This is a genomic window from Streptomyces sp. NEAU-W12 (assembly GCF_026242095.1).
GTDB lineage: Bacteria > Actinomycetota > Actinomycetes > Streptomycetales > Streptomycetaceae > Streptomyces.
Genome location: NZ_JAPJDM010000015.1, coordinates 167,088 through 191,073, shown reverse-complemented (window position 1 = coordinate 191,073; position 23,986 = coordinate 167,088). Strand labels below are relative to the sequence as shown.

Genomic DNA, 23,986 nt, shown 5'->3' with positions numbered 1-23,986 from the left:
TCGGGGTCGCGATCTGCCCCGGGCCCCGGCTTGCCGATTATCATCTGCGTCCATGCGTTCCCATGCGCCTTTCCTCGTCGGGCGGGACCCCCAACTCACCTTGCTCGAAAGTGCCATGGCCCAGGCGAGACAGGGGCGCGGCGGCGTCGTCTTCCTGATCGGCGAGGCCGGGGTGGGCAAGTCGCGGCTCGCGGCACAGGCCGTGGGCGGTGCGCTGGGCTCCGGTATGCGGGTACTGCGCGGCCGCAGCAGCACCACGGGGCCCGCCGTGCCGTTCCGGCCGCTCACCGAGGCGCTGATGTCGCTGTTCCGCAGCGGCGAGCCCCTCGACGACCTGGCCCTCGGTCCCTACCGGCCGGTCCTCGGGCGGCTGATACCCGACTGGGACACCGGGGAGCGCGAGAGCAGTTCCATGGTGATCCTGGGCGAGGCGGTGCTGCGTCTGCTGCTGGCCGCCGGGCGCGGGCAGGGCCAGTTGCTGCTGCTGGAGGACCTGCACGACGCCGACCCCGAGACGCTCGGCGTCCTCGAGTACCTGGTGGACAACCTGGAGTACACACCGGTCCTGCTGCTGGCCACCGTGCGGACCGATTTCAGCGACGCCCTGGACCTGGCGCAGTCCGCCCGCCGCCGGGGCGTCGCGACCCTGGCCGAACTGCCGCCGCTGACCCGGCCCCAGGTGGACGAGATGACGGCGGCGCAGCTGGGGGCCGGCGGTCCGGGGGACGTGCCGGCGGCGGTGCTGGAGCGCCTGTGGGAGGACAGCGCGGGCAGTCCGTACCTGGTCGAGGAACTGCTCCAGTCCATGATCGGGGCCGGGACGCTGGTGCAGGGCACCGACGGCTGGCGGGCGGTCGGCGATCTGCGCCGTGACGTTTCCTCGACGCTGGCCCGGGGCATCCTGCGGCGCATCGACCGGCTCGGCACGCAGGGTCTGACCCTGCTGTCGGCCGCCGCCGTCCTGGGCCGCCGCTTCCCCCTCACCGTGCTCCAGCGCATGACCGGTGTCGACGACCGGGCGCTGCTCGGCCATCTGCACGCGGGTGTCGCCGCCCGGCTGGTCGTCCCCGACGAGCCCGCTCCCGACTGGTACTCCTTCCGCCACTCCCCCACCGTCGAGGCCCTGTTCACACAGATGACGCCGGGTCAGCGGGCGGACCTGGCCCGGCGGGGGGCACGGGCCGTCGAGGAGCTCCATCCGGGTCTCGGAGGCGACTGGTGCGCGCTGGCGGCCGGGCTGCGCTGCGAGGCCGGGGACCGTGTGGAGGCGGGGCTGCTGTACGCGGACGCCGGCGGGCGGGCCCTGGCGGCGGGCGCCCTGGGCTCCGCCGTGACGCTGCTCAGCCGGGCCGAGGGCCTGCTGGCCGATGCCGGCGATCCGCAGGCGCGGGCCTCGGTACTGGAGAACCTGCTGCCCGCGCTCGCGGAGGCCGGTGACTTCGCCCGCGCCCTCGACCTGGCCGAGGACCTGCACGCACTGGGCGGCGCCGGACTGAGCGCCGTACGGCTGGCCACGCTGCACGCCCGGCTGGCCAAGGTGGCCCACACGGCGGGGCGGTGGAGCGACGGCAACCGGCAGATCGACCGGGCACGCGAGGTGCTGGCGACGGCCCCGGACGAGGCGACGGAGGCGTCCGTCGACGTCACGGCCGCCTACCTCGCCCTGGACACGCCGGGGTCGGACCGCACCCAGCACGCGGAGAAGCTGGCCCGGTCGGCGGCCGACACCGCCGAGCGCCACGGCCTGCCCGTGGTCGCCTGCCAGGCCCGGGAACTGCTCGCCACCGTCGCCCGCGAGCGGGACCCGGAGGAGTCCGCGGCGATGCTCCAGCAGGCCCTGGCGACGGCGGAGCGGCACCGGCTGCCCCTGCAGCGCATGTACGCGGCCACCCGCATGGGCGGCAACACCTGGCTCGCCGAGGGCGACACCTCCGGTCTGCTGGCGGCCCGCGAGGAGGCACTGCGGCTCGGCTCGGTGAGCATCGTGCACACGGTGGACGGCATCCTCATCCTGGACGCGGTGCTGCGCGGCGACCACGAGAGCGCGCGGTCGGCGGCGGACGACTGCCTGGCCGTGGTGCGGCGGCTGCGCCTGGCACCCGCCGTGCGGTACGTCCTGATGGCGCGGGCCGCCCTGGAGGCGCACCGCGCGGACCGGGCGGCGATGGAGACGGCCCTGGCGGCGTTCACCGAGTGGGACGGCGCCGGTTCGCAGGAGGAGCCGCTGAGTCTCGGCCTGGCCCGCGCCTTCTGCGCGCTGCTGGAGGAGGACCGCGACCTGGCGCGCGCGGAGCTGCGGTCGGTGCAGGAACTGGAGGCGGGCAACCCCTCCACCTACCACCTCGGCGGCACCCACGGCCTGGTGCTGCTGCTGGACGTGCTCGCCGGTGACGCGGGGCGGGCGCGGCACGAGGAGGTCACCGGCACCGCGATGGCCCGGATGCGCTGGAACCGCCAGTTCGTGCTGCTCGCCGACGCCGTGCTGCTGGGCCGGGAGGGCGCGGGGCCGCGCGCCGCGGCGGCGGTGGAGTCGGCACTGGAGGTGGCGCGGCCCTATCCGCTCGCCCGGCATCTGGGGCTGCGGCTGGTCGCGGACGCGGGGCACCGGGACGGCTGGGGCGATCCGGTGGGCTGGCTGCGGCGGGCCGAGCACTACTTCCACGAGCGGGACGTCGCGGCCGTCACCGGCGCCTGCCGGGCGGGGCTGCGCAGGCTCGGCGCCCCGGTGCACCAGCATCGCTCCGGCACCAGCCAGATCCCGGAGAAACTGCGCGCGCAGGGCGTGACCGTCCGGGAGTTCGACGTGTTCCGGCTGCTCGCGGAGCGGCTCAGCAACAAGGACATCGCCGACCGTCTGTTCATCTCGCCCCGCACGGCGGAGAAGCACATCGCGAGCCTCATCGCCAAGACGGGGTCGGCCAACCGCGCGGACCTGTGCGCGCGGTCGGCCGCCTTCCGGGGGTAGGGCGCGTCGGCTACCGCATCTCGCGCACCGCCCTGGACCCCAGCACCGCCAGGCCCGTCGCGGCGAGCACCAGGGCCACCACCCCGAACAGGGCGAACGTGTCCTCCCCGGCCAGTGCCCCGCACAGGATCAGCGACAGCGGGGCCACGGCGTAACCGAGGACCATGTCGACGGAGACGACGCGGCTGAGCACCTCCTGGGGGATGTTGCGCTGGATCCAGCTCAGTCCGAACACGCCCTGGAAGCCGATGGCGAAGCCCATCGCGAGGACGGTCGCCACGACGACCGGAGTGCTGTGCACCAGGCCCAGGACGGCCATCCCCGCGCCGAGCCAGCCCGCCAGCGCGGCCACCAGCAGACCGACCCTGGGCCGCCCGCCGACGGCGCCTCCGACGAGGGTGCCGAGCACGGCTCCCCCGGCGAGGGAGCCGTTGAGCACGCCGAGCGTGGCCGAGCCGCCGCGCAGCACCTGGTCGGCCAGGGTCGCGAAGCCGACCGTGAAGGGCCCCGCGTAGCAGAAGTTGACGGCGGTGTCGAGGGCGACGACGGTCCGCAGCCGCGGGTCGCGCGCGGTGTAGGTGACGCCCTCGCGGATACGGGCGGTGAGGGACGCCCGTTCCCTCACCGCGTCGGCGGGGGTTTCGCGGGCCGCCGCGGGACGGGTGCGGACGCGCGCCACGCACAGACCGCACAGGGCGAAGCAGACCGCGTCGACGAGGAAGGCGATCGGCGCCCGGGTCAGGGCGATGACCAGGCCGCCGACGGCCGGGCCGACGACGGCGGCGGTCCGCGCGCCGACCCCCATCAGCGCGTTGGCCGGAGTGAGCAGTTCGTCGTCCACGACCGAGGGCAGGATGGAGACGCGCGCCGGCTGGAAGAAGGCGTCGACGGTGCCGAAGGCGGCGGCCGCGGCGCACAGCATCCACACCGTCAGGTGTCCGCTCAGTCCGGCGGATCCGACGGCCGCCATCAGCACCGCCCGCGTCCAGCTGGACGCGACCATCAGGGCGCGCGGCGACCAGGAGTCGCTGAGGCTGCCGCCCACCAGGGTGAACAGGGCCCGGGGTACGGCCTGGAAGGCCAGGACGTAGCCGAGGGTGAGGGTGGATCCGGTCAGGCCGAGGGTGATCCAGGAGAACGCGACGACGCTGAAGCCGTCTCCGAGCAGGGACAGCGACTGCCCCGTCCACAGGAGGCGGAAGGAACGGTGCCGGGCGGGCGCCCACAGCCGCGGACCGGCGCCGGTGAGGGTGGTGGCCATGGTGTGCCTTTCGTCGGACCGGGCTCCGGTCAGTAGTGCACGGGCAGGGCGGTGAGGCCGCGGTTGAGCAGGGAGGGCTGCCAGGCCAGGCCCCCGGGGTCGGCGAGGGCGAGGCCGGGGTGGTCGCACACGAGCGTCCGTACGACGGTCACGGCCACCAGCCGGGCCAGGGCGGCGCCGATGCAGAAGTGGGCGCCGAAGCCGAAGCCGAGGTGGGTGGCGCCGGAGCGGCGGACGTCGAACCGGCCGGGGTCGGGGAAGCGGGCCGGGTCGCGGTTGGCGGCGGCGGTCACGAGGAAGATCCGGTCCCCGGCCCGCAGGGTGCGGCCGTCGAGGTCGAGGTCGCGGGCGGCGGTGCGGATGGACATCTTCGACGGGCCGTCCAGCCGCAGGGTCTCCTCCACCGCCCCCTGGGCCAGTTCGGGCTCCGCCCGGACGGCGGCCAGCTGGTCGGGGCGGGTGAGCAGGGCCAGGACGGTGTTGGCGATGAGGTTGCTGGTGGTCTCCCCGCCGGCGAACGCCATCTGGGTGAGCATCCCGACGAACTCCTCCTCGCCGACCGAGTCGCCGATCCGGCCCTCCCCCAGCACCTGGCTGATCAGGTCGTGGCCCGGTTCGGCGCGGCGCCGGGCGACGAGGGCGCCGAGGTAGTCCTCCAGGCTCACCAGTGCCTGGAGGGAGGCCCGGTACTCGCTCTCCTCCTGGGCGGTGCCGAGGACGAGGTCGGCGACGCGGGTGTTCCAGTACCAGAAGGAGGGTCCGTCGGCGGGCGGGATGCCGAGCCAGCGGGCGAACACCAGGGCGGGCAGCGGCTTGGCGACGCCGGACATGAGGTCACCGGTGCCGCCGGGCACGGCCTTGCGGGCGAGGACGGCGCGGGTCGCCTTCTCGGTGAAGGCGCGGTAGCGGGCCACGGCTCGGGCGGCGAACGCCTCCTGGAAGACCCGGCGCAGCCTGCGGTGCTGGGGCGGGTCGTTGAAGACCATCCAGCGCGCGAGGATGCCGAAGGCCCGTTCGGCGTCCTCGCGGGCGCCCTGCGGGACGGCGTCCATCAGCGGCCGTACCCGGTCGGCGGAGACCGCGGGGTCGCGCAGGCAGTTCATCACCTGCTCGTAGCCGGTGACGAGCCAGGCGTGGTGCAGCGGGCTCCAGTGGACGGGGGCCTGCTCGCGCAGGGCGTCGAGGTGGTCGTAGGGGTCGGCGATCATGTCCGGGGAGAGCAGGTAGCGCTCGGCGAGGACGGGGGCGGGGGCGTGGGTGGTCATCGGGTCTCTCCCGTGGGGGTGCTCGTGGTGGTGCCGACGGCCCCGGTGGTGCCGGTGCGCTCGATGCCGGTGAGCAGGGCGGCGATGCCGTGCACCCGGGGCTCGGCCATCATCGACATGTGGTCGCCGTCGCTGATGTGCAGCGTGAGCCCGCCGCCGGCCACCTCGCGCCAGCGGGCGACGTAGGTGTCGTAGTCGACGTCCAGGCCGGGCATGGTGCGGCCGCGCGGCAGTCCGGCGGCCTCGCTGCCCACCACGAGGTGCACGTGTCCGGGACAGGGACGGACGTCGTAGGCGGCGAGGGCGGCGAGCAGTGAGTGCCACACCTCGATCGGGGCGCCTTCGACGAGGGCCGCCTCGGCCGGGCTCATGCCCGCTCCCAGCAGGGTGGCGGTGAGCTCGGCGGTGGCCCGGTCACGCTGCGGCGAGGGAGGCAGTGCGCGCAGCCGGTCCCGCTGGCGCAGCGCTTCGCGCAGGTCTTGGGTGACCCCGTCGAGGCGGGTGCGGGCGGCGGCGTTGGGCAGGTACGGCTCGATCAGGACCAGCGGTGCGACGGTGTGGCCGGCCCCGTGCAGCTGGGTGGCCATCTCCAGGGCGATGTTGGCGCCCATGGACCAGCCGAGCAGGGCGTGCGGCCCGGTGCCGCCGCGTTCGGTGATCTCGGCGACGTAGTTGGCGGCGATGCCCGTCACGGTGCTCGGATCAGTGCCGCCGAGCAGGCCGCGCGCCTGGAAGGCGTGCACGGGGCGGCCGGGCGGCAGGGCGCGGGAGAGCGGGACGAACCAGGCGGCGCTGCCGCCTGTGGGGTGCACGCACCACAGGGGTTCCCCGGCTCCTTCGCGAAGCCGCACCTCGGAGGTGACGGCGGCGGGCAGGCCCTCGCCGGCCGCCCGGACGGCGTGCTCGGCCAGCCGGGCGAGGGTGGGGTGTTCGATCAGGTCGCCGACGGAGACGGACAGGCCCCGCGCGGCGGCCATGAGGGAGACGCGGACGGTGGACAGGGAGCTGCCGCCGACGCGGAAGAAGTCGTCGTGGACGCCGATCCGGGACAGCCCGAGGACCTCGCGCCAGATCTCGGCCAGGATCTTCTCGGCGGCACTGGACGGGGCGACGTACTCGGCGTCCGCGCGGTCGGGTTCGGCCGTCGGCAGGGGCAGCGCCCGCTTGTCGATCTTGCCGCTGCGGTTGACGGGCATCTCGTCGAGGACGACGAACCGGGCGGGCACCATGTACGCGGGCAGGGAGGCCCGCAGGGCGCCGCGCAGCTCCTCCGGGGCGGGCCGGCGCTCCTTCGGGGCGACGAGGTAGGCGACGAGGGCGGGTTCGCCGGGCAGGTCGGTGCGGTGCAGGACCACCGCCTGGCGGACCTCGGGCAGCTGCCTCAGGGCGTGTTCGATCTCGCCGAGTTCGATGCGGAAGCCGCGCAGTTTGACCTGGGAGTCGCGGCGGCCGAGCCACTCCACGGAGCCGTCCGGCCGGTGCGTGCCGAGGTCGCCGGTACGGCACAGGCGGTCGCCGGGGGCGCCGTACGGGTCGGGGACGTAGGTGGCGGCGGTGAGGGCGGGCCTGTTCAGGTAGCCGCGGCCGACTGCGTCGCCGCCGAGGTGGATCTCGCCGGGGACGCCGACCGGGACCGGCTGCAGGTCGTCGTCCAGGACGTGGACGCGGGTGTTGCGCATCGGGGTGCCGACGGGCGGGCGTCCCCGGCCGGGGCCGATGTCGGCGGCGAGGGACCAGACGGTGGTCTCGGTGAGGCCGTAGACGTTCTGGAAACGCCGGCCGCGCGACCACCGGTCGGCGAGTTCGGCCGGACAGGCCTCGCCGGCGACCTGGAGCACCCTGAGGCCGGGGAAGGCGTCCTCACCGAGCACGGCGAGGGCGCTGGGCGGCAGCATGGCGCCGGTGACGCGGTGCTCGCGCAGGGTGCGCGCGAGGTCGGGGCCGGGGCGCAGGGCGTCCCTGGGGGCGGTGACCAGGCAGCCGCCGTTGGCGAGGGACCAGGTCAGTTCCAGGATCGAGGCGTCGAAGCCGAAGGAGGCGAACTGCAGGACGCGGTCCCCGGGCGTGGGGTCCACCAGGTCCCGCTGGCCCTCGAGCATGTTGGACAGGCCTCGGTGCGCGATGGCCACGCCCTTGGGGGTGCCCGTGGAGCCCGAGGTGTAGATGATGTAGGCGAGGGTGTCGGCGTCGGCCGCCGGGCCGCCGGGCACGGGCTCCTGGCGCTCCGCGGGGGCGTCCAGGTGGACGACCGGCCCGCCGAACGGCACCGTGCCGGCCAGGGCCCGCTGGGTCAGCAGGACCCGCATGCCGCTGTCCTGTGCCATGAACGCGAGCCGTTCGGTGGGGTGTTGCGGGTCCAGCGGCAGGAACGCGCCGCCGGAGCGCAGCACGCCGACGGCGGCGCGCACCAGGTCCGGGCCGCGTTCGGCGCAGATGCCGACCACCGTCTCGGGCCCCACGCCGAGTCTTTGCAGCCGGTGCGCCAGCTGCTCGGCCTGCTCGTGGAGTTCCGCGTACGTGAGCCGCTGCCCGCAGTGCTCGACGGCGGTCGCGTCGGGGGTGCGGGCGGCATGGACGGCGATGTGCTCGTGCAGGAGCAGCGGGGAGGACGGGACGAGGGGGCCGCGGGCCCAGTCGTCGAGGGCGGTGGCGCGGGCGGCGCCGGTGAGGGCGGGACGGGTGACGCGGCCGTCGGGGTCGGCGGTCATGGCCTCCAGCTGGGCGCAGTACACGTCGGCCAGCTGCTCGGCGGTGGCGGGGGCCACGTACTCCGGGTCGGCGTCGAGGGTGAAGGCGTTGACACTGGCGTTGACCAGCAGCGGGAACATGGTGCGGGCGATCTCCAGGGAGTCGTCCCAGGAGTCGTGGGAGAGGCGGTGGAAGTTGACGTAGTTGAAGACGGTGTCGGTCAGCCGCGGTTCGGTGGGCCGGAGTTCGGCGATGCGGACCAGGGGGACCCTGCGGTGCGGCAGCATGTCCTGCTCGGCCCGGAAGACGTCCCTCAGGTGGGCGAGCCAGGTACCGCGCGGGCGGGCCACACCGAACGGCACGGTGTTCAGGAACAGTCCGCGCATCCGGTCGGCGCCGGGCAGCTCGGGACGGCCGTTGGTGACGAGGCCGATGCTGTGGCCGAGGACGCTGTCGTCGCGGTCGGCGAACAGGCCCATGGTGTGGTGGAAGGCGGCGATGAGCACGGTGCGGCGGGGCACGCCCGCCTCCCTGGCGAGCCGGCCGATGCGTTCGGCGAGGTGGGCGTAGGAACGGCGGACCTCGTGGACCGGAGGGTGCCCCTCGGCGGCGCCGTCCGCCCGGCGGCGGAGGGTCACCGGCCTCAGGTCGGCGAGCCGGTCGCGCCAGTACGCCAGTGACTCCTCGCTGTTGAGCGCGGCGCGTTCCAGGGCGACGTACTCGGCGAACGGCGGCGCGTTTGGCGGCTGCGGGGCGGTGCGGTGGGCGACGGCCTCCCGGTGCAGGGCGAGCAGGTCGGCGACGAGGGAGGTCAGGCTCCAGCCGTCGAGGACGACGTGGCAGTCGGTGAGGACGAGCCGCAGGTCGTGGTCGGTGACGTGGTGCAGGTGGAGGCGGACCAGAGGTGCCGCGGCCAGGTCGAAGCGGCGGTCGAACTCCTCGTCGACGAAGCGGCGCAGCCGCGTCCGCTGCTCCTCGCGGGGCAGTCGCCGCAGGTCGGTGTAGCCGACGGGCAGGTGGGCGGTGCGGTGGACGAGCTGGAGGGGCTCACGGTAGGAGACGAGGTCGACGGAGGTGCGCAGGATCGGGTGTCCGGCGACCAGCGCGTCCACGGCGGCCTGGAAGGCGCCGAGGTCGAAGCCCTCCGGAACGGTGATCTTCAGGTCGGTGACGTTGTGGTAGGCGCCGCGCCGGGGGTCGGCGAGCATTTCGTGCAGCATGCCCGCCTGGAGCATGGTGAGCGGGTAGGCGTCGGCGAGGTCCTCGGGCAGCCGGTCGGCGTCGGCGGGGTCCACCTGGGAGAAGGGGGCGACCGGCTCGGGGCTGCCGGTCGCGTCGGAGACGAGTGCGGCCAGGTCGGCGAGGGTGCGTGCGCGGAAGACGTCGGCGACGGTGAAGGCGAGCCCGGCGAGCCGGCCCAGGCCGACCAGGCGCAGAGCGAGGATGGAGTCGCCGCCGAGGTCGAAGAAGTTGTCGGTGCGGCCGACGTGTTCGGCGCCGAGGACCTGGCTCCACACGCCGGCCAGGGCCTGCTCGGCCGGCCCCTCGGGCGGCACGTGGGTGCGCTGTCCGGCCGCGTCGGCGTGGACGGCGCTCAGCGCGGCCCGGTCCACCTTGCCGTTGGCGGTCAGCGGCAGCCGCTCGTGGCGGACGAACAGCGCCGGGACCATGTGGTCGGGCAGGCTCAGCCGCAGTCCCTCACGCAGGGCGGGCGGGTCGAGCGGGCGGCCCTCGGGCGTGACGACGTGCGCGACCAGCCGGGCCGTGCCGCCGTCGGCGCGGGCCACCACGGCGACGTCCGCGACACCGGGCAGGGCGCGCAGCGCCGTCTCGATCTCGCCGGGCTCGACCCGGTGGCCGCGGATCTTCACCTGGTGGTCGGCGCGGCCCACGTAGGCGAGTTCGCCGTCGGGCAGCACCCGCACCAGGTCGCCGGTGCGGTACATGCGGGCGCCGGGGGCGCCGAAGGGGTTCTCCAGGAAGCGCGCGGCAGTCAGTTCGGGCCGGTTGCGGTAGCCGCGGGCGACGCCGCCGCCGGAGACGTACAGCTCACCGACGGTGCCGGGCGGGACGAGCCGGCCCCAGGGGTCGAGGACGTAGCCGTGCTGTCCGGCCAGTGGCCGTCCGACGGGCGAGCGGACGGTGCCGCGGACGTCGTCCTCGGTGATGGTGCGGAGGGTGACGTGCACGCAGGTCTCGGTGATGCCGTACATGTTCACCAGGGCGGGCAGGTGCCCGGGGGCGGTGAACCAGTCGCGGTAGTCGCGCACGTCGAAGGCGTCGCCGCCGAAGACGACCGTGCGCAGGGCCAGGTCACCGAAACCGGCTCCGGCGTCCTTCAGGTGGGCGCGCAGCCCCTTGAAGGCGGCGGGGGTCTGGTTGAGGACGGTGACGCGCTCCTCGCGCAGCACGCGGTGCACGGCCGCCGGGTCGCGCACCTCGTCCGGGGTGAGCACGACGACGCGTCCGCCGGTGGCGAGCGGCGCCCACAGCTCCCACACGGAGAAGTCGAAGGCGGGTGAGTGCATGAGTGTCCACACGTCGGCGGGGCCGAAGCCGAAGTGCCGGTCGGCGGCGCCGAGCAGCCAGGCCAGGTTGGCGTGGGTGACCTCCACTCCCTTGGGGCGGCCGGTGGAACCGGAGGTGTAGATGACGTAGGCGAGGTCGCCGGGGGCCGGACGGAGGTCGCCGTCCCCGTCGGGGCCGTGCTCGTCGTGGGGGCCGTGCTCGTCGTCGAAGCCGTCGAGCAGCATGAGCCGGACGGGCAGGGAGCAGGCGGCGGTGCGTGCGGCGGTGCCGGTGTCGGTGACCATCCAGTCGATGCCGGCGTCGGTGACGGTGAACTCGCGCCGGGCCTGCGGGTGGGAGGGGTCGAGCGGCAGGTAGGCGGCACCGGCCCGCCAGATGGCGAGCAGGGCCACCGCCAGGTCGGGGGTGCGGTCGAGGCAGACGCCGACGAGTGAGCCGCGGGCCACGCCGGCGGCACGCAGCCTCCGCGCGAGCGCGCGGGCGCGGGCGTCGAGCCGGGCGTAGGTCAGGGAGCGGCCCGATCCGCTGACGGCGACGGCGTGCGGGGTGCGGGCCGCGTGCTCGGCGAACCGGTCGGGGGCGGTCCGCGGGTCGGGGGCGGTCCCGGTTCCGGTGTTGGCGGGGCCGTCCGGGCCGAGGAGGTGGCCGCGTTCGGCGGGGGTGAGCGGGTCGATGGCGCTGAGCGGGGTGTCGGGGGTGGCGCGGAACGCCTCCAGGAGGGTGACGGTGTGCCGGGCGAGGGCGGCGACGGAGGCTTCCTCGAACAGCTCGGGGCGGTAGACGAAGGCCAGCTCGGTGCGGTCCTCGCCGTCGCGCAGGTCCAGGGTGAGGTCGAACTTGGCGGTGGTGAGGTCGATCCGGTACGGCGTCACGGCCGCCTCCCCGAGGGTGAGGCCGGACGCGGCGGTGCCGGACTGCGTGTAGAGCACCTGCACGAGCGGGTTGCGGGCCAGGTCGCGGTCCGGGCTCAGCGCGTCGACGACCTTCTCGAACGGCAGCGACTGGTGCGAGAACGCCTCCAGGACCTGGTCCCGGGTCCGGGCGAGCAGCGCGGCCGGGGTCGGGTCGTCGGAGAGGTCTCCGCGCAGCACGAGGGTGTTGACGAAGAAGCCGACGAGCTGCTCGGTCTCGACGCGTTCCCGGTTGGCCACGACGGTGCCGACGGCGATGTCGTGCTGCCCGGTGTGGAAGGCCAGCGCGGCCTGGAAGGCGGCCAGTACGGTCATGTAGGGGGTCGTGCCGACGCGCTGCCCCAGTGCGGTGAGTGCGCCGGTGAGGGAGGGCGGCAGGGTGACCCGGTGGACGGCCCCTCGGCTGCCGGGGGTCTCGGGGCGGGGGTGGTCGGCCGGCAGCTCCAGCGGGGTGAGTCCGGCCAGGCGGGTGCGCCAGTGCTCCAGTGCGGCCGACCGGTCGCTCTCGCGCTGCCAGATCGCGTAGTCGGTGTAGTCCAGGGGAAGGTCGGGCAGGTCCGCGGCGCGCCCCTGTGTCCTGGCGCGGTACAGCTCGGCCAGGTCGCGGACGACGAGGTCGAGGGACCAGCCGTCGGAGACGATGTGGTGCATGCCCAGGACGAGCACGTGGTCGTCGGCGGCGGCGCGCACGAGCGTGGCACGGAAGGCGGGCTCGCGGGCGAGGTCGAAGGGGCGCAGGGCGGCCGCGTGCACGGCGGCGGCCAGGCGGCGTTCGCGGTCCTCGGTGCCCGCCCCGGTCACCTCGGTCACGTCCAGCACCGTGTCGCCCGCGGGCAGCACCCGCTGGTACGGGACGCCCTCGTGCTCGGGGAAGACCACGCGCAGCTGCTCGTGCCGGGCGGCCAGGTCCGCGACGGCCGCGCGCAGGGCCGGCACGTCCAGCGGGCCGGTCGCCCGCCAGGCGGCGGGGAGCAGGTAGGTGGTCGCTCCGGGATCGAGCCGGTCCAGGAAGTACAGGCGCTGCTGGGCGGCGGACAGCGGGATCCGTTCCGGGCGGGGCCTGATCCGGGTCGGCCCCGCGTCCCGGGACGCGGCCCGGCCGCGCAGCCGCTGCTCCAGCAGACGCCGGGCCGCCGGGGACAGGCCGCCGCCCGCGGCGGCGGGGCCGGGACGCACGTCGGATGTGGTCATGAGGGCACTCCGATCTCGGTTCTGGGGGAGAGGAAGTCGGTGAGGGGTGGGGCCGCGCGGACACCGGGCGGCGGCTGACGGGCGGCCGGCGGAGCCGGCCGTCCCTGCGGCCGGCCGGACGGGCCCGGCGGCCGACACGGGCCCGGCGGGGCGAGCCGAAGCGGACCGGGCGTCGCGGGGAGGGTCAGAGGTCGGCCGTCAGGGACAGGTCGATCTCGTCGTCGCTCATCTGCGAGATCAGCTCCAGCAGACGCCGCTCCACCTCGGCGGCGAGCCGCTCGACGGTGGGGTGCTCGAAGAGGTCCCGGACCTGGAACGGGCAGTCGAAGGCGGTCCGCAGACGGGAGGCGACCGCCACCGCGCGCAGGGAGTGGCCGCCCAGGGCGAAGAAGTCGTCGTGGACGCCGGTCCTCGGCAGGTCGAGTACCTCGCACCAGATCTGCGCCACGACCGTCTCGGCCGGGGTCCGCGGTGCGACGCCGGACCGCGGCGCGGGCGTCTCGGGTTCGGGCAGGGCGGCGGTGTCCAGCTTGCCCTGCACGGTCAGCGGCAGGGAGTCCAGGAGGACGAACGCCGAGGGGACGAGGTAGTGGGGCAGGTGGGCCCGGCAGTGGGTGCGCAGGGACTCCTGGGACAGTCCGCCACCCGCGGCGTAGCCGACGAGGGCGGTCTCGCCGTTGAGGGTGCGCACCACGACGGCCGCGCCCCGCACCCCCGGGTGCCCGCGCAGCACCGCCTCGGCCTCTCCCGGTTCGACGCGGAAGCCGCGGATCTTGACCTGGTCGTCGTTGCGGCCGAGGAACTCCAGTGTGCCGCCGGCCAGTCGGCGCACCACGTCGCCGGTGCGGTAGAGGCGGCCGCCGCGCGCGCCGAACGGGTCGGGGACGAACCGTTCGGCGGTGAGGGCGGGCCGCCCCAGGTAGCCGCGGGCCACCTCCGGTCCGCCGATGACGAGTTCGCCGGGGACGCCGAGCGGTACGGGTTCACCGAGCGGGTCGACCACGTAGGTGCGGCGGCCGCCCAGCGGGCGGCCGATGGGCACCCGGCCGGCCGGAGCCCCGGCGAGGGGGTGCGCGGTGGCGGAGATCACCGTCTCGGTGGGGCCGTACGTGTTGACCACGGGCACCCCGGGCAGATGCGCGAACCAGTGCCGCAGGGGGTCGGCGGGCAGTTCCTCTCCCCCCGTCACCAGCAGTCGCAGGGAGGCCAGTCGGGGCGCCAGCGTGTCCAGGCGGGCGACCAGTTCCGTCCAGTACGACGGTGTCAGCTCCATGACCGTCACCCGCTCGGCGGCGACGCGGGCGGCCAGCTCCTGGGGCGCCCAGACGTCGTCGGGGCGTACGAGCACCGTCGCCCCGGTGCTCAGCGCGGGCAGGATCTGCTCGAGGGAGGCGTCGAAGGAGGTCGAGGCGAAGGTGAGCACCCTGTCCCGCGCGGTCAGCCCGAACGTCTCGCGGGCGGCGCGGACATGGGCGTCCAGGGCGTGGTGCTCGACCCCGACGGCCTTGGGGCGGCCGGTGGAGCCGGAGGTGAAGACGACGTAGGCGAGGTCGTCGCGGTGGGCGGTGTGCCGGGGTCCGTCGGGATCGGCGGGGACGTCGTCGGCGTCGACCGCACCGGGGGCGAGGGCGGCGGCGCGGTCCCGGGTGCGCGTGTCGCACACCACGTGCCGTACGGCGGCCTCCTCGCACATGTACCGCAGGCGTTCCCCGGGGAGCCGGGGGTCGAGCGGGACGTAGACGCCGCCCGCCCGCCAGACGGCGAGCATCGCCGCCACGGACCACACGCCGCGGCCGACGCACACGCCGACGGCGTCGCCCGGGGCCGCGCCCGCGCGGGCCAGGGCCGCGGCCAGTCCTCCGGTGAGGGCGTCCAGGCGGGCGTAGTCGAGGACCGTGTCCTCGCAGACGACGGCGGGGGCGTGCGGCAGGCCCGCCACCTCGAACGCAGGCGCCGGCTCCGTGTCCCGCCCGGCACCCTCGACGAGGCGGCGCCGCTCGTCCGCCGAGAGCAGGGCGGCCTCGTCGGCGCGGGCGGTGGGGTCGGCCAGCAGGGCTTCGAGGACACGGCCGACGTGGTGGGCGAACCGGGCCGCGGTGTCCGGGTCGAACAGGTCGGCGGCGTACTCGACGTTGAGCGCGAACCGTTCCGGCCGGATCACGAAGGTGGCGGTCAGGTCGAACTTGGCCGACCCCCAGGGCAGCGCGAAGTCGGCGGACTCGAGGCCGGGCAGGCCGATGCCCTCCTCCGTGGACTCCTGGACGTCGACCATGGCCTGGAACAGCGGGTTGCGGGACAGGTCGCGCTCCGGCCGAAGCCGCTCCACGACCTGCTCGAACGGCACCTCCTGGTGGTCGAAGGCGCCCAGGACCACGTCGCGCACCCGGTCCACGAGCGTGTCGAAGGCGGGCCGTCCGGACAGGTCGGTGCGCAGGACGACGGTGTTGACGAAGAAGCCGACCAACGGCTCCAGTTCGAGCCGTCCGCGGCCGGCGACGGGCGTGCCCACGCAGATGTCGGTCTGCCCGGTCCAGCGGGCCAGTACCGTCTGGGCGGCGGCCAGCAGCACCATGAAGCGGGTCGCGCCGCGCTCGCGGGCGAGGGCGTCGGTCCGGTCGACGAGGGCGCGGGGCAGGTCGATCTCGACCGCGCCGCCCCGGCCGGTGAAGGCGGGGGGCCTCGGCCGGTCCGTGGGCAGTTCCAGAACGGGGGCGGCCTCGAGGACCCGCTCCCAGTAGGCGAGTTGCGGTTCCAGGGCGCCGCGGTCGGCGCGGTCGCGCTGCCACACGGCGAAGTCGCCGTACTGCACGGGCAGCGGCGCCGGCGGGGCGCCGCCGCCCGTCAGGCGGGCCGCGTAGTGCCGGCCGAGTTCGTCCAGCAGGACGCCCTTGGACCAGCCGTCGGTGACGGCGTGGTGCAGGGCGAGCAGGACGACGTGGTCGTCACCGGCCAGCTCCCACACGCCGGCCCGCAGCAGCGGCGGACGGGCGAGGTCGAAGCGGCGGGTGGCGTGGGCCACGGCGAGGCTCCGTACGGCCGCCATGCGGGCCTGCTCGTCCGGGGCCTGCGGGGCCCGCTCCCAGAGCAGGGGCACCGGGGCCGGGTCGCGGACCTGCTGCACGGGGCGGCCGTCGGACTCGACGAGGGCCGTGCGCAGCACCTCGTGCCGCTCGACCAGGCCGTCCAGGGCCGCCTGCCACGCGGCACGGTCCAGGCCGCCGCGCACCCGCCAGCAGTACCACAGCAGGTACGACTCGCCCCGGTCGGAGGTGCGGTCCAGGAACCACAGGCGCTCCTGCGCGAAGGACAGCGGCAGCGGCCCGCCGCGGTCGACGGGGACGATGCCGGTGGCGCCGCTGACGCGGGCGGCGGCCACCCGCGGGGCGAACGCCCGGACGGTCGGGTGCTCGAAGACGGTGCGCAGCTCGATCTCCCGGCCGAGGCGCTGGGCGATCCGGGAGACCGCCATGGTGGCGAGCAGGGAGTGGCCGCCGAGGTCGAAGAAGCTGTCGTCCAGGCCGATCCGGTCCAGGCCCAGGACGTCGGCCCACACCTCGGCGACGATCCGCTCGGTCTCGTCGCGGGGCGCGGTGTGGGCGGGGTCGTCGGCGGGGCGGGTGCGCGCGGGGTCGGGCAGGGCGGAGCGGTCGAGCTTGCCGGAGACGCCGACCGGGAGGGCGTCCAGGACGACGAAATCGGACGGTACGGCGTAGTGCGGCAGGTAGCGGGCGCACCAGGCGCGCAGTTCGGCCCGGTCGGGGGCGGCGGGTGCGTCCGGGGCCGGTACGACGTAGCCGGTCAGGCCGCGGCCGGTGGCCCGGTCGGGGCGTGCGGCGGCGGCGGCGACCAGCGGGCAGGCGCGCAGCACCGTCTCCACTTCGCCGAGTTCGATCCTGAAGCCGCGGATCTTGACCTGGTCGTCGCGGCGTCCGAGGAACTCCAGTGCGCCGCCGAACGTCCAGCGCACCAGGTCACCGGTGCGGTAGAGGCGTCCGCCGGGCGGCCCGTAGGGGTCGGGCACGAAGCGCTCGGCGGTCAGCGCGGGGCGTCCGAGGTAGCCGCGGGCCACCTCCGTGCCGCCGATGAGGAGTTCGCCGCCGACGCCGACCGGCACCGGCTCGCCGTCGGCGTCGACGACGTACACGCGGCGGTCACCCAGGGGCCGGCCGATGGGCACGGTGTCCCCGGGCGGGTCGTCGGCGTCGTGGGTGGTGGCGGTGACCGTGGTCTCGGTGGGGCCGTAGGCGTTGCAGACCCGGGCCCGGGGGACGGCGGCGCGCCAGACGGCGAGGGTGTCGGGCGGGACGGCCTCGCCGCCGAGGACCAGCAGCCGCAGGGAGCCCAGGGCGGCGGCCAGCCGCCGGTCGAGGCAGAGCGTGAGTTCGGACCAGTAGGTGGGCGGCACGTTGACGACGGTGAGGCCGTGCCGCTGGACGATCTCGGGGACCTGCGTGGGCAGCCAGGGCTCGTCGGGCCGCATGACGACGGTGGCGCCGGAGGTGAGGGCGGGCAGCACCTGGTCCAGTGAGGCGTCGAAGGCGAAGGAGGCGAAGGCCAGCACCCGGTCCGCGGAGGTCATCTCGAAGCGCTGCCGGGCGGCGGCGACGTGCGAGGCGAGGGCGGCGTGCTCGACACCGACCGCCTTGGGCCGGCCGGTGGTCCCGGAGGTGAAGATGACGTGGGCCAGTTCACGGGGGTGCGGCCGGTGGCGGGGACCGTCCGCGGCCGGGGCGAGCGCGGTGACGTCCACCGTCACCGGCGCGAGCGGGACGGCGGTGGCGGCGGTGGCGGGCTCGGCGACCACGCAGGCCAGTCGGGCCTCCTCGGCCATGTACCGCAGCCGCTCGGCGGGGAGTTCGGGGTCGAGGGGTACGTAGGCCCCTCCGGCCCGCCAGACGCCCTCGATGGCGGCGACCGACCACAGGCCGCGGCGCAGCAGCACGCCCACGGGGCCGCCCGCGGTGACCCCGGCGGCGCGCAGCGCGGCCGCGAGCGAGCCGGTCATGGCGTCCAGTTCCGCGTAGCTGACGCTGTCCTCGCCGCAGCGCAGCGCGGTGGCGTCGGGGCTGCCGGAGAAGGCGACCGGCGGCGCGGGGTCCGCCGTGCGGTCGGGCGCCCGGTGCCAGTCGGGCCGGGGACGGCCGCGGCCGCCGGGGCCGTCGGGCAGGGCGCGCACCAGGTCCCGCACAGGGGTGCCGGGGTCGGCCAGGACCGCTCCGAGCAGGGCCGTGTAGGAACGGGCGAAGGCACGCATGGTGGCGGCGTCGAAGAGCGCGGTGGCGTACTGGAGGAGGGCGGCGACGCTGCCGTCGGCCCGCAGGGTCAGGTCCAGGAAGACGTCCAGCGGGGTCTCGGTGAGCGGCGGGCTGACCAGCGTCACCTCCAGACCGGGCATCTCCACCGGTGTGATCGGCGCGTTGAGCAGGGTGAACGAGGCCTGGGCGAGCGGGTGCCGGGACAGGTCCCGGGAGCCGCCGAGCGCGCCGACGACGAGGTCGAAGGGGGCCTCGGCGTGGGCCAGGTCCACCGGTACGCGCCCGCGCGCCCGGTCCAGCAGGGCGTCGAAGCCGGGCCGGCCGGACAGGTCGGCGCGCAGGACGACGGTGTTGACCAGGGGGCCGATGAGCGCGTCGGCGCCGCGTCGGGCCCGGTCCGCGAGGGTGCTGCAGACGGCGACGTCGGTGCGGCCCGCCCAGTGGCCGAGGAGGGCCTGGTAGGCGGTGAGCAGGAGCGTGTAGCGGGTGACGCGCCGGGAGCGGGCCAGGGCGTCGACGGCGGCGACCAGGTCGGCCGGCAGGTCGAAGCGGACCACGTCGCCGGAGCCGTCCCAGAGGCGCGGTCGCGGCCGGTCGGTGGGCAGGTCGAGCGGGGTGAGGCCGCGCAGCCGTTCGCGCCAGTGGCCGAGGAGGCGTTCCAGCCGTTCGCCGCGCAGGCGTCCGGACTGTGCGCGGGCGAGGTCGGCGTACCGCAGGGCGGGTGCGGCGACCGGCTCGCCGCGGTAGCCGGCGGCGAGTTCGTCCAGCAGGACGCCCCACGACCAGCCGTCCACGGCGATGTGGTGCACCTCGACGAGCAGCAGGTGCTCGTCGGGCGCCACGCGGGCGAGCACGGCCCGGACCGGGTGCTGCGCGGACAGGTCGACGGGGCGCCCCAGCCGGCGGGCGAACAGTTCCTCGGGCCCGTCCGCGTCGAGCCGCTCCAGTGCGATGCCCGCGGGGGCGTCGACCACCGGCACCGGCTCCCCGCCGACGGTGCGGAACCGGGTGCGCAGCACCTCGTGCCGCGTCGTGATCCCGGACAGCGACCGCTCCAGGCGGTCCGCGTCCAGCGGCCCCCGCAGCCGCAGGACCAGGGGGAGCATGGATCCGGTGGAGGAACCGGCCAACTGGTCCAGGAACCACAGCCGGCGCTGCGCGAAGGATGCCGTGGGGGTGTCGACGCCGTTCGGTGCCCTCTCGGGGGCCGGTCCTGCTGTCACTGTGAGCCTCCAAGCCGTGTTTCGCAGCAGACTGCCGTCGGCGGCCGGGGGCCCATAGGGAAGAAGACGCAGCACCGCGAGCAGAGCGGACTGCCGTCGTGGGCGGGAGGCGTGCGGGAGGCGTGGAGGAGGCGCGCGGGACGGCAGGGGGCAGAGGGCACGCGACGCCGGGCCCGGCGTACGCCGGGCCCGGAACGGCGGCGTCTGTGACGGCTCCCAGGGCTTAGAGCGGTGTGACGTACGCCCCCGAGATGCCGCCGTCGACGAGGAAGTCGGTGGCGTTGACGAAGGAGGAGTCGTCGCTGGCCAGGAAGGCGACGGCGGCGGCGATCTCCTCGGCCTCGGCGAACCGGCCGAGCGGGATGTGCACGAGCCGGCGGGCGGCGCGCTCCGGGTCCTTGGCGAACAGTTCCCGCAGCAGCGGGGTGTTGACCGGGCCGGGGCACAGCGCGTTGACGCGGATGCCCTCACGGGCGAACTGCACCCCGAGTTCGCGGGACATGGCCAGGACGCCCCCCTTGGACGCGGTGTAGGAGATCTGGCTGGTCGCCGCGCCCATCCGGGCCACGAAGGACGCGGTGTTGATGATGGAGCCCCTGCCCTGGCGGCGCATGTAGGGGATCGCGGCCTTGCAGCACAGGTAGACGGAGGTGAGGTTGACCTCCTGAACGCGCTTCCAGGCGTCGAGTCCGGTCTCCAGGACGGAGCCGTCGTCGGGCGGGGAGATGCCGGCGTTGTTGAAGGCGGTGTCGACGCTGCCGTAGGTGTCGTGGGCGGCGGCGAAGAGGGCCTCGACCTGCTCGGGGTCGGTGACGTCGACGGGCACGAAGATGCCCCCGGTCTCCTCGGCGGCCGCCCTGCCGCGCACCTCGTCCACGTCGCCGCAGACGACGTGGGCGCCCTCGGAGGCGAGCCGGCGGGCGGTGGCCAGGCCGATGCCGCTGCCCGCTCCGGTGACGACGGCGGTACGGCCGACCAGGCGGCGGCAGGTGATGTGCTCGGTCGCTTCGCTCACTGTGCGGGGCCCTCCGTGCCTTCGGTGCGCTCGGTGCTCGGTGTGCTCGCGCTGCTCGCCGTGCCTTCGGTGCTGATGAAGACGTTCTTGGTCCCGGTGAAGGCGGCCAGGGCGTCGGGGCCGAGTTCACGGCCGAGACCGGACTGCTTGAACCCCCCGAAAGGCGTCGAGTAGCGGACGCTGGAGTGGGAGTTGACGGACAGGTTCCCGGCGCGGACGGCGCCCGAGACCCGCAGGGCGCGGCCGACGTCCCGGGTCCAGAGCGAGCCGGACAGGCCGTAGTCGGTGGCGTTGGCCAGGCGGATCGCGTCGGCCTCGTCCTCGAAGGGCAGCACGACGGCGACGGGCCCGAAGACCTCCTCGACGGCCACGCGCGCGTGCGGGTCGACACCGGTGAGGACGGTGGGCGGGAACCAGAAGCCCGGGCCGCCCTCGGGGGCCTTGCCGCGGATCGCGCCGGCGTCGTCGGGGACGTAGGAGCGGACGCGGTCCAGCTGGGTCCGGGAGATCAGCGGGCCCATGTCGGTCCGCTCGTCGGCCGGGTCGCCGACGACGACGGACTCGATCGCGGGGGCGAGGAGGCCGAGGAAGCGGTCGTACACCGGGCGCTGGACGAGGATGCGGGTGCGGGCGCAGCAGTCCTGGCCGGCGTTGTCCAGGAAGGACATGGGGGCGGCGGCCGCGGCGGCTTCGAGATCGGCGTCGGCGAAGACGATGTTGGGGCTCTTGCCGCCGAGTTCGAGGGTGACCGGCTTGAGCAGTGCCGCGCCCCTGGCCGCCACCCGCCGGCCCACGGCCGTCGAGCCGGTGAACACGATCTTGGCGACGCCGGGGTGCTCGACGAGCGCGCCGCCGGCGACCGGGCCGTGGCCGGGCAGTGCCTGGAACAGCCCTTCGGGCAGGCCTGCCTCCAGGGCGAGCCGGGCCAGGCGCAGCGCGGTGAGCGGGGTCGTCTCGGCGGGCTTGAGGAGGACCGCGTTGCCTGCCGCGAGGGCCGGTACCGCGCCCCAGGCCGCGATCGGCATCGGGAAGTTCCAGGGCGCGATGACGCCGACGACGCCGAGCGGTTCGAGGAACGTGACGTCCAGGCCGCCGGCGACCGGGATCTGCCGGCCGGTGAGCCGTTCCACTCCCCCGGCGGCGTAGTCGAGCAGGTCCCGGACGTTTCCGGCCTCCCAGCGGGCGTTGCCGAGGGTGTGTCCGGCCTCCCGGACCTCGAGGCGGGCCAGTTCCTCCAGGTGGTCGTCGACGGTGGCGGCGAAGCGGCGCAGCAGCCGGGCGCGGTCGCCGGGGCCGAGGGCGGCCCAGGTCCTCTGCGCCCGCTCGGCCGCCACGACGGCGGCGTCGACGTCGGCCGCGGAGGCGGCTGCCACGGTGGCGACGGTCTCTTCGGTGGCGGGGTTCTGTACGTGCAGCTCGGCGGGCGGCGGCACGTCGTCGGGCAGGGCGTCGGGCAGCGGCAACGGGGGCCTCACATGCGTTCGAAGGAGCGGCGCAGTTCCCAGTCGGTGACCGCGGCGTCGTAGGCGTCCACCTCGACGCGCGCCATGTTGCGGTAGTGGGCGACCACCTCGTCGCCGAAGGCGGCCTTCGCGATGGCGCTGTTCTCCCACAGTTCGGCGGCTTCCCGCAGGGTCGTCGGGACGTGCTCGAAGCCGGCGGCGTAGGCGTTGCCCCGGCAGGGCTCGGGCAGTTCGAGACCGTGCTCGACGCCGTACAGCCCTGCCGCGACCATGCCGGCCACGGCGAGGTGCGGGTTGACGTCGCCGCCGGGCAGCCGGTTCTCGAAGCGCAGGGAGCGGCCGTGGCCGACGACCCGCAGGGCACAGGTGCGGTTGTCGTACCCCCAGGCGACGGCGGTCGGTGCGAACGAGCCCGGCTGGAACCGCTTGTAGGAGTTGATGTGCGGGGCGTAGAGCAGGGAGAACTCGCGGAGCGCGACGAGCTGTCCGGCGAGGAAGTGCCGCATGACGTCCGACATGGAGCCGGGGTCCTGGGCCGAACCCGGCATGGCGCTGGTGGTGCCGTCGAGGTCGGCGAGGGAGAGGTGGATGTGGCAGGAGTTGCCCTCGCGTTCGTTGTACTTGGCCATGAAGGTGAGCGACACGCCCTCCTGGGCGGCGATCTCCTTGGCACCGGTCTTGTAGACGGCGTGCTGGTCGCAGGTGACCAGGGCCTCGTCGTAGCGGAAGGCGATTTCGTGCTGGCCGGGGTTGCACTCGCCCTTGGCGGACTCCACGGTGAGGCCGGCGGCGGCCATCTCGTTGCGGATGCGGCGCAGCAGGGGTTCGATCCGGCCGGTGCCGAGCACCGAGTAGTCGACGTTGTACTGGTTGGCCGGGGTGAGCCCGCGGTAGCCGGCGTCCCAGGCCTGCTCGTAGGTGTCCCAAAAGACGATGAACTCCAGCTCGGTGCCGACCTGGGCGGTGTACCCGAGTGCGGCCAGGCGCTCCAGCTGGCGGCGCAGTATCTGGCGGGGGGCGACGACGACCGGGGAGCCGTCGGCCCAGGCCAGGTCGGCGACGACCAGGGCGGTGCCCTCGTTCCACGGCACGCGGCGGAGCGTGTCGAGGTCGGGGAACATGGCGAAGTCGCCGTAGCCGTGCTCCCAGGAGGACATGGCGTAGCCGTCGACGGTGTTCATGTCGGCGTCGACGGCCAGCAGGTAGGTGCAGCCCTCGGTGCCGTGCCGGAGCACCTCGTCGAGGAAGAAGCGCGCGGCGAACCGCTTGCCCTGGAGCCGCCCCTGCATGTCGGGGAAGGCCAGGACGACCGTGTCGATGTCACCGCCCGCGACGAGGGCGTGCAGCTCCTCGACACCGAGCGGGGGCGTGGAGTCTGCCACGGGAGAGCCTCCTCGGGCTTCTTCGGTCTGCCGGGAGCCATGCCGGGAGTCATAAGGTATTGCGGAGAACCATTGCTTGGGAAGGGGGCACGGCCGCATGTCGGAGGACGGGGGCGGCGCGCCCGGTGACGGTCTCGCGCCGGTGCTGCGGCCGGTGCGCGCGGGCAACGGCTTCGAGGAGGCGCTGGAGCAGATCCTGCAGGTGGTGCGGCTGGGCCTGGTACCGGGCGGGGAACGGCTGCCGGCCGAACGGGAGCTGGCAAAGCGGCTGGGGATCAGCCGGGTGACGCTGCGCGAGGTGCTGAGGGTGCTCCAGGACCAGGGCCTCGTGGAGTCCCGGCGCGGCAGGTACGGCGGCACGTTCGTGCTGCCCCGGCCGACGCACGGGGGCGGGGCCGAGCTGCGGCGGCGGACCACCGGGGTCGACATCGAGGACGTCCTGCGGTTCCGGGAGGTGCTGGAGGTGGGCGCGGCGGGTCTGTGCGCCGACCGCGGCCTGTCGGACGCGCGGGCGGCGCGGCTCCGCGGGGCGCTGACGGGCACGCGGGAGGCCCCGCCGGCCGGGTACCGCCGCCTGGACACGCTGTTCCACCTCACGCTGGCGGAGCTGTCCGGCTCGCCGACGCTGGCCGCGCAGTACGCGGCCGTACGGGCGAGGGTGAACGACCTGCTGGACTGCATCCCCCTGCTGGTGCGCAATCTGGAGCACTCGCAGCGGCAGCACACCACGCTGGTCGAGGCGGTGCTGGACGGGGACGCGGACGGGGCACGGGAGATCGCGCGCGAGCACTGCGCGGGGACGGCGGCACTGCTGCGGGGTTTCCTGGCGTGACACCCG

9 protein-coding genes are annotated in these 23,986 nt (G+C 75.1%); 2 read left to right on the top strand and 7 right to left on the bottom strand.

The window, feature by feature from the left end; all coding sequences use genetic code 11:
* The first annotated feature begins 52 nt into the window (after positions 1 to 52).
* Positions 53 to 2,965 (top strand): helix-turn-helix transcriptional regulator, encoded by a 2,913-nt coding sequence (locus ORI94_RS20620; RefSeq protein WP_266077679.1) that lies wholly within the window; start codon positions 53 to 55, stop codon positions 2,963 to 2,965.
* 10 nt (positions 2,966 to 2,975) lie between these two features.
* Here the strand turns inward: ORI94_RS20620 and ORI94_RS20615 are convergent, their stop codons facing one another.
* The 7 genes from ORI94_RS20615 to ORI94_RS20585 form a co-directional block, all read right to left on the bottom strand.
* Positions 2,976 to 4,226, bottom strand: coding sequence for an MFS transporter (locus ORI94_RS20615; RefSeq protein ID WP_266077677.1), 1,251 nt, complete (start codon positions 4,224 to 4,226; stop codon positions 2,976 to 2,978).
* Positions 4,227 to 4,255: 29 nt separating this feature from the next.
* Positions 4,256 to 5,491: a cytochrome P450 gene (locus ORI94_RS20610; RefSeq protein WP_266077675.1), complete on the bottom strand. Its 1,236-nt coding sequence runs from the start codon at positions 5,489 to 5,491 to the stop codon at positions 4,256 to 4,258.
* Entirely contained in the window at positions 5,488 to 12,810 is a 7,323-nt protein-coding gene (locus ORI94_RS20605; protein ID WP_266077673.1) for a non-ribosomal peptide synthetase, read from the bottom strand. Before ORI94_RS20605 ends, ORI94_RS20610 begins: the two co-directional genes overlap by 4 nt.
* 184 nt (positions 12,811 to 12,994) lie before the next feature.
* On the bottom strand, positions 12,995 to 19,288 hold the full coding sequence (locus ORI94_RS20600; protein WP_266077671.1) for a non-ribosomal peptide synthetase: 6,294 nt from the start codon (positions 19,286 to 19,288) through the stop codon (positions 12,995 to 12,997).
* 223 nt (positions 19,289 to 19,511) lie between these two features.
* Positions 19,512 to 20,303 carry a 3-oxoacyl-ACP reductase gene (locus ORI94_RS20595; RefSeq protein WP_266077669.1) on the bottom strand — a complete coding sequence of 264 codons (792 nt, stop codon included), beginning with the start codon at positions 20,301 to 20,303 and terminating at the stop codon, positions 19,512 to 19,514.
* Positions 20,300 to 21,766 (bottom strand): aldehyde dehydrogenase family protein, encoded by a 1,467-nt coding sequence (locus ORI94_RS20590; RefSeq protein WP_416237862.1) that lies wholly within the window; start codon positions 21,764 to 21,766, stop codon positions 20,300 to 20,302. The genes ORI94_RS20595 and ORI94_RS20590 overlap by 4 nt, the downstream gene beginning before the upstream one ends.
* Before the next feature lie 8 nt (positions 21,767 to 21,774).
* On the bottom strand, positions 21,775 to 23,148 hold the full coding sequence (locus tag ORI94_RS20585) for a glutamine synthetase family protein (RefSeq protein WP_266077667.1): 1,374 nt from the start codon (positions 23,146 to 23,148) through the stop codon (positions 21,775 to 21,777).
* Positions 23,149 to 23,245: 97 nt separating this feature from the next.
* On the opposite strand from ORI94_RS20585, the gene ORI94_RS20580 reads away from it, so the two are divergent.
* Positions 23,246 to 23,980, top strand: coding sequence for a FadR/GntR family transcriptional regulator (locus ORI94_RS20580; protein WP_266077665.1), 735 nt, complete (start codon positions 23,246 to 23,248; stop codon positions 23,978 to 23,980).
* The last annotated feature ends 6 nt before the right edge of the window (positions 23,981 to 23,986 follow it).

Coding starts and splice junctions, on each gene's coding strand:
- ORI94_RS20610 (WP_266077675.1), bottom strand. CDS start 5,491: ATGACCACCCACGCCCCCGCCCCCGTCCTCGCCGAGCGCTACCTGCTC.
- ORI94_RS20605 (WP_266077673.1), bottom strand. CDS start 12,810: ATGACCACATCCGACGTGCGTCCCGGCCCCGCCGCCGCGGGCGGCGGC.
- ORI94_RS20620 (WP_266077679.1), top strand. CDS start 53: ATGCGTTCCCATGCGCCTTTCCTCGTCGGGCGGGACCCCCAACTCACC.
- ORI94_RS20615 (WP_266077677.1), bottom strand. CDS start 4,226: ATGGCCACCACCCTCACCGGCGCCGGTCCGCGGCTGTGGGCGCCCGCC.
- ORI94_RS20580 (WP_266077665.1), top strand. CDS start 23,246: ATGTCGGAGGACGGGGGCGGCGCGCCCGGTGACGGTCTCGCGCCGGTG.